Annotated in this window: 9 protein-coding genes; all 9 read right to left on the bottom strand. The window is 53.2% G+C overall.

Features of this window, described 5'->3' with window-relative positions; translation table 11 throughout:
• Positions 1–8: 8 nt before the first annotated feature.
• Positions 9–1,388, bottom strand: coding sequence for a UDP-N-acetylmuramate--L-alanine ligase (gene murC, locus CHL74_RS01110; RefSeq protein WP_094879290.1), 1,380 nt, complete (start codon positions 1,386–1,388; stop codon positions 9–11).
• A gap of 17 nt (positions 1,389–1,405) precedes the next feature.
• Complete coding sequence (murG, locus tag CHL74_RS01115) at positions 1,406–2,518, bottom strand: undecaprenyldiphospho-muramoylpentapeptide beta-N-acetylglucosaminyltransferase (protein WP_094879291.1); 1,113 nt, start codon at positions 2,516–2,518, stop codon at positions 1,406–1,408.
• A gap of 96 nt (positions 2,519–2,614) precedes the next feature.
• On the bottom strand, positions 2,615–3,961 hold the full coding sequence (locus tag CHL74_RS01120; protein ID WP_094879292.1) for an FtsW/RodA/SpoVE family cell cycle protein: 1,347 nt from the start codon (positions 3,959–3,961) through the stop codon (positions 2,615–2,617).
• Positions 3,962–4,012: 51 nt separating this feature from the next.
• Positions 4,013–5,344 (bottom strand): UDP-N-acetylmuramoyl-L-alanine--D-glutamate ligase, encoded by a 1,332-nt coding sequence (murD, locus tag CHL74_RS01125; protein WP_094879293.1) that lies wholly within the window; start codon positions 5,342–5,344, stop codon positions 4,013–4,015.
• Positions 5,345–5,365: 21 nt separating this feature from the next.
• Complete coding sequence (gene mraY, locus CHL74_RS01130) at positions 5,366–6,634, bottom strand: phospho-N-acetylmuramoyl-pentapeptide-transferase (RefSeq protein WP_094879294.1); 1,269 nt, start codon at positions 6,632–6,634, stop codon at positions 5,366–5,368.
• Between the two features lie 59 nt (positions 6,635–6,693).
• On the bottom strand, positions 6,694–8,139 hold the full coding sequence (locus CHL74_RS01135; protein ID WP_094879295.1) for a UDP-N-acetylmuramoyl-L-alanyl-D-glutamate--2,6-diaminopimelate ligase: 1,446 nt from the start codon (positions 8,137–8,139) through the stop codon (positions 6,694–6,696).
• Between the two features lie 48 nt (positions 8,140–8,187).
• Positions 8,188–10,347: a penicillin-binding protein gene (locus CHL74_RS01140; protein WP_094879296.1), complete on the bottom strand. Its 2,160-nt coding sequence runs from the start codon at positions 10,345–10,347 to the stop codon at positions 8,188–8,190.
• Between the two features lie 31 nt (positions 10,348–10,378).
• Positions 10,379–10,843, bottom strand: coding sequence for an FtsL-like putative cell division protein (locus CHL74_RS01145; protein ID WP_254923186.1), 465 nt, complete (start codon positions 10,841–10,843; stop codon positions 10,379–10,381).
• A gap of 49 nt (positions 10,844–10,892) precedes the next feature.
• A complete protein-coding gene (gene rsmH / locus CHL74_RS01150; RefSeq protein ID WP_094879297.1) occupies positions 10,893–11,819 on the bottom strand; it encodes a 16S rRNA (cytosine(1402)-N(4))-methyltransferase RsmH in 927 nt (308 codons plus the stop codon).
• Between the last annotated feature and the right edge of the window lie 113 nt (positions 11,820–11,932).

Genomic DNA, 11,932 nt, shown 5'->3' on the forward strand with positions numbered 1-11,932 from the left:
TTGTTCTGTTAGCCTTTAGCCTCTATTATCTTTGCTATCTGCGGAACGTAGTTGTCGAGGTCACCGGCTCCGAGTATTACGAGCACGTCGAAGTCGCGGTTCTTCACGAGGTCGAGCACGTCTTCCTTGTGTATCATGCTCTTCTCTACGCCCGGCTTGAGATTGTCGTAAATCAGCTGCGACGTTACGCCCGGTATTGGCTGCTCACGAGCGGGATAGATGTCGCAGAGGATCACCTCGTCCAGCTGGCTGAGCGCATCTGCGAAGTCCTTATAGAAGTCGCGAGTGCGGGTATAGAGGTGCGGCTGGAAGATTGCTGTGATATGACGGTTGCGATAGAGTTCGCGTATGCTCTTGGCGCTCTGATAAATCTCCTTCGGGTGGTGGGCATAGTCAGAGAGGAGCACGTGCTTGTCGTTCTTTATTTTGAAGTCGAAGCGTCTCTCCACTCCGCGGTATGTCTTCATGCCGTACTTCAGTTCTTCGGCGTTACATCCGGCGAGCTGTGCCATTGCCATGGCAGCCACGGCGTTTTCGATGTTGATGGGAACGGGCTGCCCGAGCTCAACGCCCTTGACTGTCTCGATGGGCGAAACGAAGTCGAATGTTATCTCTCCGTTCTCGATGACGATGTTCTCGGCATGGAAGTCGCCCTCGTCGCGGCTGTAGTCGTAAACCTTTACGCCTTCCTGCACGTCCTGCTTCATCTCCAGGTCGCGGTGGATGATGAGTGCGCCGCCCGGCTGGATGAGTGTGGTGTAGTGGCGGAAGCTCTCGAGGTAGGCTTCCTTGGTGCCGTAGATGTCGAGATGGTCAGGGTCTGTGGCAGTGATGACGGTCATCCATGGACGCAGCCAATGGAATGAGCGGTCAAACTCGTCTGCTTCTATCACTACATAGTCACTTTGATCAGAAAGAATGTAGTTTGTGCCGTAGTTCTTGGATATTCCTCCAAGGAAGGCGTTGCAGTCGATGTGGCTTTGGTGCATGATGTGTGCACACATTGTGGAAGTGGATGTCTTGCCGTGTGTGCCAGCCACGCATAGTCCGTGGTGTGCGAGTGTGAGCGTACCGAGCACCTGGGCTCGCTTCTCGATCTCGAATCCTCCGTTGCGGAAGAACTGCAGTTCCTTGTGTTCGGCGGGTATCGCCGGTGTGTAGACTACGAGGCAGGATTTCGGGTCGCGGCATGCGTGCGGAATCTCGTTGACGTTCTCTTCATAGTGGATGAGCATTCCCTCGCGCTCAAGCTGGTGTGTCAGGGCTGAAGGTGTCTTGTCGTATCCAGCTACAACCACTCCCTTGCGGATGAAGTAACGTGCTATGGCGCTCATTCCGATGCCACCTGCTCCCACGAAATATACTGACTTGATATCTTTGAATTCCATTTTCTTCTTTGTTTTTTTTATTTTCCTGCAAGCTTCAGAACCTCTTCGGCGATGACGTCGGCAGAGTTCGGCTTTCCGAGTTTCTTGATGTTCTCTGACAGTTGTGCCAGTTGCTCGTCGTCCTTGACGGTGTCTACGGCGAGCTGTAGGAGTGTCTGGGGCGCGTCGGCGTCGCGGACATAGAGTGCGGCGTTCTTGTTTACGAGAGCCATGGCGTTCTTTGTCTGATGGTCTTCAGCCACATTGGGCGACGGTACGAGCACAACGGGCTTGCCTATGAGGCAGAACTCGCTGATGGAGCTGGCTCCGGCGCGGCTGATGACGAGGTCGGCAGCCTTGTATGCGGCTCCCATATCGCTGATAAAGTCGCACACTTTCAGCATCGGCAGCTTCTTGTGGTCCTTGAGGCGGTCAGCCACAGCGGCGCTGTAGTACTTGCCCGTCTGCCAGATAAACTGCACTCCGCTCTTCTCAACGAGGTCGAGATGCTGCAGAACGCTTTCGTTGACAGTGCGTGCTCCGAGGCTTCCTCCGACGAGAAGGATGGTCTTCTTCTGCGGATCCAGTCCGAACGACTCGATGGCTTGCTCACGTGTTATGGTTGTCTCGATGAGGTTCTGTCGCACTGGGTTGCCGGTGTTGATGATCTTGTCTGCGGGGAAGAATCTGTCCATGCCGTCGTAAGCCACGCAAATCTTCTTTGCCTTGGCAGCGAGATGCTTGTTGGTCACTCCAGCGTATGAGTTCTGTTCCTGGATGAGCGTTGGTATTCCGAGGCTGCTTGCGGCGTCGAGCGTCGCTGCGCTGGCGTATCCTCCTACTCCCACCACCACGTCAGGAGCAAACTCCTTGATGGTCTTCCTTATCATGCGCTTGCTCTTGAGAAAGTCGAGAGCCACTCCGATATTGGCAGGCGACCACAGCGGTCGCTTGAAACCTCTTACCGGCAGACCTATTATCTTGTATCCTGCGGCGGGTACGCGCTGCATCTCCATTCTGCCCAATGCTCCTACGAAAAGTATCTCTGCGTTGGGACGTTTTGCCTTTATGGCGTTTGCTATTGAGACGGCAGGGAATATGTGTCCTCCTGTTCCTCCGCCACTGACTATGACTCTGATGTCTTTTTCCATTTTCTCAAGTTTCTTTCAAATCACAAAATTAATCATTTTTTCTGACAAAGCTCAGTATTGCGCTGATTATTATTGTGCTATTTTTATGTCGTATGTTTATTCGCCGGCATTGTCAGTCTTGCTGGCGTTGTCGGTATTGGTTATGGTGCTTATTGGGCTGCTTTCCGAAGCGTCACTGCTTTGTGGCATTGGCTCCACCACCAGCTCTTGTTTGCGCTTGGCGGAGCGGCTGATACTCAGAATTACACCGATGTAAATGCAGTTGGTGATGGTGGATGTTCCACCCCTACTGATCAGTGGTAGCGGCTGTCCGGTTACGGGCGCCAATCCTACAGCCACCATCATATTAAACAGTGCCTGCGTGACGAGCAGCAGAGCCAGTCCCATAGCGAGGAACGCCGGGAAGCTTGACTCGCACCGGCTGGCAATTCTTCCGGTTCGGAACAGCAATATTATGTAGAGCATCGCCACGCCGAACGCTCCTTCTATGCCCATTTCTTCGATGATGATGGCGTAGATGAAGTCGGAGAACGCCTGCGAGATGAAGTCGCATTGGTCTGAGTTGCCGGGTCCTTTGCCCACCACGTTGGACGTGGCTATCGCCACCTTGGCGTACGACTCCTGCGCATCGTCGTCGAGGTCGACATCCTTAGGCGTAAGTTCCTTGCCGTCAAGGAACTTTTCTATACGTCCTTTCCATGTGTCGAAGCGGTGGAATACGCTCCCCATGATGGTCTTTTCCTTCTTCTCCTTGTTTTCTTTCTGCACCAGTTCGGTGAGGTTCTGCTTGTCTGCCTTTGGATTTTCCTCCGCATGGCCGAATACCATAATCATCGAGAGCATGAAGGCTCCCAATATGACCACTGTGCCAAGGAGTTTGCCTATCTGCTTCATCGGAACGCGTCCGATGAACATCATCATCAGTATGACAGCGCTCAGAAGTGCGGCTGTAGACAGGTTCTCCGACATAATCAGAGGTATTATTCCTGCGCTGGCCCACAAAATATACCTAAAGGCTCTGGGATCAGCTCCTTTTTCAGTCTGCAGTGAACTGAGAATCTGTGCCGTTGACAGTATCAATGCGCCTTTCGCTATCTCAGATGGCTGAAACTGTATAGGGCCGATATTTATCCATCGTTGCGCACCATTGGTGGCTGAACCGATGAAGAATACGACGGCAAGGAGGAGTATGGCGCCAAACAGCATGAATGGCGTCAGGACTTTGAAGTATCCGCAGTTGATATTGGCGGTCACCACCATTGCTGTCAGTCCCAAGCCGAGTAGGAAGATGTGCTTCAGAATCGGTGCAATGTAGCTTCCTCCTTTGTATGTAAGCATTGTAGAGGCAGAGTATACCTCCACGATGCTGACGATGCAAAGGAAGAAGAACACCATCCATATTCCCTTATCGCCTTTGAATAGGTTGCCTATTGTATTGCTCATATATTGTTATTGTCCGGGCTTATTGTGTGATGGCTATGGTTTACGTGGGGTCTATAGGCTTCGCACGAGCGTCTTGAACTGTTCGCCGCGGTCCTCCATGTTCTTGAAGAGGTCGAAGCTGGCGCAACAGGGGCTGAGCAGCACGGTGTCGCCGGGTTCGGCAAGTTCATGGCAAGCCTCCACACAGTCCTTCATGGAGTGTGTGTCGCGGATGGTGATGCCCATTCCGTCGAAGAAGTCGTGCAGCTTCTTGTTGTCGGCTCCGAGGAAAACGAGAGCCTTACACTTCTCCTTCACGAGTTCCTTTATCTCGTTGTAGTCATTGCCTTTGTCCTTTCCACCCAAGATAAGGATGGTCGGTGTCTTCATGCTGTCGAGAGCATACCAGCAAGCGTCCACGTTTGTCGCCTTCGAGTCGTTGACATACTGCACGCCTCCCACCTTGCAGACCTTCTCCAGACGGTGCTCCACACCGGGGAAGTCGCTGAGGCTTTGGCGTATCACGGAGTTCTTGATGCCGCTGATGTCGCCTGCAATACCTGCTGCCAATGAGTTGTAGATGTTATGTTTGCCGGTGAGCGAGAGCTCTTCCTGCTCCATGTTGAACGGTGTCGGCTTCTCGATGGTGTACTCGCCGTCAGCCATATATCCTATTGATCCGTGCTCCTTCAGCTCAGAGAAGGGATACTGTATGGCTTTTATGTCATACTTCTCCAGCTCGCGCTTGATGACGGGGTCGTCGTTCCAGTAGATGAATGAGTCGCTCTGTGTCTGGTTCTGTATGATTCGCATCTTGGCGTCCACGTAGTTCTGCATGCAGAAGTCGTAGCGGTCGAGGTGGTCAGGTGTGATGTTCAGCAGGATGGCGATGTCGGCATGGAAGTCGTACATGTTGTCAAGCTGGAACGAGCTAAGCTCTATGATGTAGTATTCGTGCGGATCCTCTGCCACCTGAAGTGCCAGTGAGCGTCCGATATTGCCTGCCAGTCCGGCGTCGTAACCAGCTGTCTTGAAGATATGGTAGATAAGCGACGTGGTGGTGGTCTTGCCGTTCGATCCGGTTATGCATATCATCTTCGAGCGTGTATAGCGTCCTGCGAACTCTATCTCGCTGATGATGTGTATGCCTTTCTCCATGGCTTTCTTCACCATAGGAGCCTCCTTGGGTATGCCGGGGCTCTTGATTATCTCGTCGGCGGAGAGGATTTTCTCTTCCGTGTGCTGCTTTTCTTCCCACTCGATGGCGTGGTCGTCGAGCAGCTTCTTGTACTTGTCCTTGATGGCTGACATGTCGCTGACGAACACGTCGAAACCTTCCTTCTTTGCCAGGACGGCTGCGCCGGCTCCGCTCTCGCCGGCTCCGAGTATAACGATTCTTTTCATTTCTTTACTGTTACGTTAGCCTTATCTTATCTTTAGAGTTATGATGGTCAGTGCCGCCAGGATGATGGTGGTGATCCAGAAGCGTATTGTGATTTTCGACTCGTGGATGGCTCCCTTCGGCTTGGTGAAGAGATAGTGACATTCGGGGTCGAGCTGCGACTGCTGTGTACGGAAGTTGTCGTGTATAGGAGTGCGTTTGAATACGCGCTGCTTTATGCCGCGACGCTTGCCGAGCTTGTAGTAGTAGACCTGGATGATGACACTCAGGCTTTCCACGAAGAAGATGCCGCAGAGTATGGGGAGCATCAGCTCCTTGTGTATGATGATGGCTGACACGGCGATGATGCCGCCGATGGTCAGCGATCCGGTGTCGCCCATGAACACCTGCGCGGGGTAAGCGTTATACCACAGGAATCCGATCAGCGCACCTACGAAGGCGCAGAGGAACACCACCAGCTCCTGCGAGTCGGGGATGTACATGATGTTGAGGTAGCTGGCATACTCGATATGCGAACTGACGTACGCCAGTATGCCTAACGCCACACCTATTATGGCAGAGTTGCCGGCGCACATTCCGTCCATTCCGTCGTTGAGGTTGGCTCCGTTGCTGACCGCCGTCACCACGAAGATGGTCATGATGACGAAGAGAATCCATCCTGCTGCCACGCGATGCTCGCCGAATACGCTCGTTATGCGCGAGTAGTCGAGGTTATGGCTCTTTACGAAGGGTATGGTGGTTTTCAGCGACTTATGCGCTTCAGTCTGATGCTTCACCACCACTTCGTTGCCTTGCTTGACGTACGTGAGGTTCTCGTTCATCTTGACGTCGGGCGATGACCAAAGCACCAGTCCTACGATAAGTCCTATGCCCAGCTGTCCGACAATCTTGTATCTGCCCTTCAGACCTTCCTTGTCGTGCTTGAATATCTTGATGAAGTCGTCCATTCCTCCGAGGAATCCCAACCATACCGTCGTTACGATCATCAGTATGAGATAGATATTGCGGAGGCGTCCGAGCAGCAACACGGGCACGAGAATGGAGACGATGATGATGATGCCACCCATTGATGGCACGCCGATCTTCTTGACACCGAACGGGTCGATGCTTGCGTCGCGTTGTGTCTCGGTTATTTGCTTGCTCTTGAGATACTTGATGAATTTCTCGCCGAACCATGCCGAGATTACGAGCGAGAGAATCAGAGCCAGCAGAGAGCGGAACGATATGTATCCCCACATGTGGGCGCCGCTGAAGCCGTATTGCTCAAGGAAGCGGAAAAGATAGTATAACATGTCTTGAATTTTGAATTTTGAGTTTTGAATTTCGAGTTGTTGCGGCAAGCCGTTACAACTTAAAAGCACTGGCGTACCACCTCATGGTCGTCGAAGTGGTGCTTCACGCCCTTTACCTCCTGATAGGTCTCGTGTCCCTTTCCTGCGATGAGGATTACGTCGCCCTTCTCTGCCATCATGCAGGCAGCCTTGATGGCTTCGCGTCGGTCAGTGATGGTTATCACCTTCTTCATCTGCTGGGCGTTCAGTCCTGCCACCATGTCGTTGATGATGTCCTGCGGCTCCTCGAAGCGTGGGTTGTCGCTTGTTATTATGACGCGGTCGCTCTGACGTACAGCCTCCTGCGCCATGAGCGGACGCTTGCCCTTGTCGCGGTTGCCGCCTGCTCCGCATACTGTGATGACGTGTCCCTTTCCGTTGAGCACCTCATGTATGGCGTTGAGCACGTTCTCCAGAGCATCGGGAGTGTGTGCATAGTCCACGACAGCCGTATAGCCCTCCGGCGACTGTATCGGTTCCAGTCGTCCGCTCACGCTGTGCAGTGTGCTCATAGCCACGAGCACGTCCTCCTTGTTGGCTCCGAGCATAACGGCAGCACCGTATACAGCGAGCAGATTGCTGACATTGAACTTGCCAATGAACTGTACGCCAACCTCATGGCCGTCCATCTCAAGGTACATTCCCTCGAAGTGGCACTCGATGATGCGTGCCTTGAAGTCGGCTGTGGCGCGAGTGGAATAAGTCTTCACCTGAGCCTTTGTGTTCTGCACCATCACCATGCCGTTCTTGTCGTCGGCGTTGGTTATGGCGAAAGCTGTCTTGGGCAGACCGTCGAAGAACGCCTTCTTAGCGTTGCGATAGTTCTCGAAAGTCTTGTGATAGTCGAGGTGGTCGCGTGTGAGGTTGGTGAATATGCCTCCAGCGAAGCTCAGTCCTCCGATGCGCTTCTGTGCGATGGCGTGTGACGAACACTCCATGAAGGCATACTCGCATCCCGCCTTCACCATCTTGTCGAGCAGCATATTCAGCTCTATGGGGTCCGGTGTGGTGTGGTCAGCCGGGATCTGCTCGTCAATGATGTAGTTGCAGACCGTTGAGAGCAGACCGCACTTGTGTCCGAGCTTCGTGAACATATTATATAATAAGGTGGCGATGGTGGTCTTTCCGTTGGTTCCGGTCACGCCCACGAGCTTCAGCTTTCTTGACGGGTCGCCGTAGAAAGTGGTAGCCACCTGACCTACGACATCCTCCGTAGAGTCCACCTGCACGTAGCATACGCCCTCTGCAGTCTCCTCCGGCATGTCCTCGCAGAGCACAGCCTTTGCGCCGAGCTCTATGGCCTTTGGTATGAATTTGTGTCCGTCTACTTGTGTGCCCTTCATGGCAATGAAGAGGTGACCCTCCTTGATGCGACGTGAGTCGATGTTCACTCCCGTGATTTCCACATCATCGTTGCCCTTGACGGCCTTTATGGTGATGTCCTTGAACAGTTCTTTCAGTTTCATAATATCTTTATGTTTGTTTTATTGTCATATCCCGTCGGTCGGCAATCTTTATGCCAATCTAAGGGAACAAGTCATTCCTTTCTTTATCTTTTCTCCGGCGCCGATGCTTTGTTCCACCACTTTGCCTCGGCCCTGGATTTTCACCTTCAATCCTCTTTTCTCTATGAGGTAGACGGCGTCGCGTGCGCCCATTCCGTGTACGTCGGGCATGATGTCCTTATGTGTCATGTCCTCCTTGGTGAACGTCACGTTGTGTCCGTTGTTGTCGGCGCGTCCCCAGATGGGGTTGCCGTGCATATAGTCGCCGTCCCAGTCGGCTCTTGGCTTGAGCCCGATCTGCGAGAGCACGTAGTCGGCAGCGAGGATGTTGCCGTTCTTCACGTCCGGCACCAGTATGGAGTTGCTGTCGCGTGCGTCAGATGCCTCCAGCTTCAGCTTGTTGGTCTGCGCCATGATGCCCTCCGAGATTTCGTGGAACACCACGCCGCTCATGCCGCCGCCTGATGCCGGCAGACCCGACTTCTGTATGCAGACGATGCAGCTGTACATAGGCTGGTAAGCGGGGAAGAATCCGGCGAACGAGAGCAGATAGTTCATCTGTCCGCTCTTATATCCGGCTGCACCCTTCGATATCTGTGCCGTACCCGTCTTGCCTGCCACGAGGAACGACGTCGATCCGGCTTTCTTTCCCAAGCCCAGACGCACCACCTGCTCGAGGATGGTGGTTATCTTCTTTATGGTGGTTTCCTTGGCGATGCTCTCTCTGAGCACCACGGGCGGAAATTCCTTCGTCATTCCCTCGTTGTCGCGTATCTCCTTGACGAATCTTGGCTGCATCATCTTGCCGCCGTTGGCTATGGCGTTATAGAAGGTCAGCGTCGATATTGGCGGCACCTGCGTCTCGTAGCCGATGCTCATCCACGGCAGCGCCGTGTCGCTCCAGTTTAGCCATTGTCTGCCCGTCTTGTCCTTCTTCGGCATACGGATGCGTGGCTTGGCAGCGCCGAGCGGTATTTTCAGGTCGTCGGCGAGTCCGAGACGATATATGCCCTTGACGAATTTCTCGGGGTTGTTATGATAGTGGTCGTCGATGATTCGGCTCACACCGATGTTGGAGCTCACCCACAGCGTCTGCGGCAACGTCAGCATGCCGTATCCTCCGCGTCGCCAGTTGTGGTCCTTCATCTCGCGCTTATACATGGGCCACACGCCGCAGCCCGTGTCCACCCGGTACGTCGTGTCGACCACGCCGTCCTCCAGCGCCACCATTATGGACGCCGTCTTAAACACCGAACCCGGCTCAAGCAAGTCGCTCACGGCATGGTTCTGTGCCTCGGCGTATTGTCCGCTCGGCATCTTCTGAAGGTTTACCATCGCCTTGATGTCGCCCGTAGCCACTTCCATGACGATAGCCACACCCACGTTGCCGTTTATCTTGTTCAGCTCCTTGAGCAGCGCTCTTTCGGCGAGGTCCTGCATCGACACGTCTATTGTGGTGACGATGTCATATCCGTTTACCGGCGGCGTATCGTCGATGGGCAGGTATCTGTTGAGCACCTTGCGTACGTGACGTATGCCTTTCTCGCCTCTGAGCAGCGAGTCGTAATAAAGCTCCAGTCCGCACACCGCCGAGTCTTTCTCGCCGAACAGCGAACCGATGGTACGCTTTGCGAGCGATCCGTAAGGTCTCTGTCGCGCCTCGTACGAGTCAGCCTTGAATCCTCCCTTGTTAGGATTGAGACGGAAGACGGGCAGCTTTCTCACCTCGCACATCGTGCTGTAGCTTACTCTTCTTTTCCATATAGCCCAGCTCGTGTGTCGCTTCTCAAATCCCTCCATGAGGTGTTCCTTGAATTCCTTCGCCGACTTCTCGGGGAAGATGGCGCTCAGTCCGTTGGCGATGGAGTCCAGTTTCACCTCGAAGAGCGAGTCGTTCTTGGCGTTGTGTATGGCGTTGAAGTCCACGTAGAGCTTAAAGTTAGGCAGCGACGACGCCATGAGCTGTCCGTCGCAGCTGAGGATGTTGCCTCTTATAGGTCGTGTGGTAATGCTGTCTTTCTTAACGCGGTTGCCCACCTGCGTCCAGAAATCGCGCTCTGCTGTCATTATATACAGAGTCTTCACCTGCACAGCCAGCGCTATAAATGTTATTATGATGGCGATGACACTGTATCGTGGCATTGATTTCTTATCGTTGAATAAGCTCATATCTTTCCCTGTTTCTTGTCTCTGTTTGTTCTTACTGCTGTGCCTCTTCCTTTACGTTTACGATGTAAGGTGGCTGTGTTGGGATGTGCAGGGTGCTGTCCTTGCTTTCTCTGAGGATGTCGAGCACCTTGCTTTCTCTTGTTTTCTGTGTCAGCTCGCTTCCGCTTGAGAGTGCTCTGTACTTGGCGTCTTTCAGTTCGGATTTCAGCTCGTTGATGCGTATGAGCGACTGCTGGCATTTATATCGGTTGGATATGTATACGATAAGGAATCCTGTTATGAGCAGAATCAGCCATATCTGTTTTCTGAGGAACTTGTTGTTGAGGAAGTCGCCACCGATGATTTTCTTGAACGTGATGTTCTTCGTTGGTGTGATGTCGTCCTCAAGGGCACGTTCGCGTATGATGGTTCGCAGCGAAACGGTGTCGTCCTCCGTCCGCTGTATGTCCTTTTCCGTCTTGTCGTCCTTTATTTCGGTGTCGTCCTGGGGTCTCATACTTTTAGCTTATCGTGTGAAGTTACGGGATTGTCTTTGCCTTTCGGCTTTATTTCTTTTCCGCTATGCGGAGCTTTGCGCTTCGGCTGCGCGGGTTGCGCTGCTGCTCGTCGTCAGAAGGCAGAATCACCTTGTTGTTGACCAGCTTGAACGGTGTCTCTACGCGTCCGAAGAAGTCCTGCACCACCTTTCCTTCCGGATTGCCCGCTTTCATGACGTTCTTCACGATGCGGTCCTCCAGCGAGTGGTATGTTATGACGGACAGTCTGCCGCCCTCGGCGAGCAGTTCGGTGGCGGCATGCAGCATCTCCTTGAGAGCGTCCATCTCGTGGTTCACCTCTATTCGGAGCGCCTGGAACATCTTGGCCATGTCCTTCTTCTCGCGTTCGCGTCTGAAGAGCGGCTCCACCGCCTTGAGCAGGTCGTTGGTGGTCTTCAGTTCGGCTTGGCTGCGTGCCTTGGCCACGGCAGCCGCTATGCGTCGCGAGTTCTTCAGCTCGCCGTATATATAGAGTACGTCAGCCAGCTGTTGTTCGTCGTAAGTGTTGAGAATGTCCGCTGCCGTCTTGCCTGCACGCTTGTTCATGCGCATGTCAAGGGGCGCGTCAAAGCGGAACGAGAATCCTCGTTCTGCATCGTCGAAATGATGTGACGACACGCCCAGGTCGGCAAGCAGTCCGTCGATATGGTCAATGCCGTAATATCTCATCCAGTTCTTGAGGTATCTGAAGTTGCTTCTGACGAACGTGAATCTTTCGTCCGGCTCGCCGATATTGCCTTCGGCGTCCGCGTCCTGGTCGAAGCTGAATAGTCTTGCCGTCGGGTCCAGCCGTGAGAGAATCTCACGTGAGTGTCCTCCGCCACCAAAGGTGACGTCCACGTATATGCCACCCTTCTTTATGTTCAGTCCACCTACGCTTTCGTCCAGCAGTACGGGCACGTGGTAGGTTTCAGCAGTCTTTATCTCCTTATACATTATATATGCGTATTTGGGTGTAAAGGTACATAAAAAAGCCCACATGGAATTAATTTTTATTATCATTTTTATTAAAAAGGCACATTTCTTGTGTTAAAGTGAGTGTATCTGAA

Source organism: Prevotella sp. 885 (assembly GCF_002265625.1).
Lineage (GTDB): Bacteria > Bacteroidota > Bacteroidia > Bacteroidales > Bacteroidaceae > Prevotella.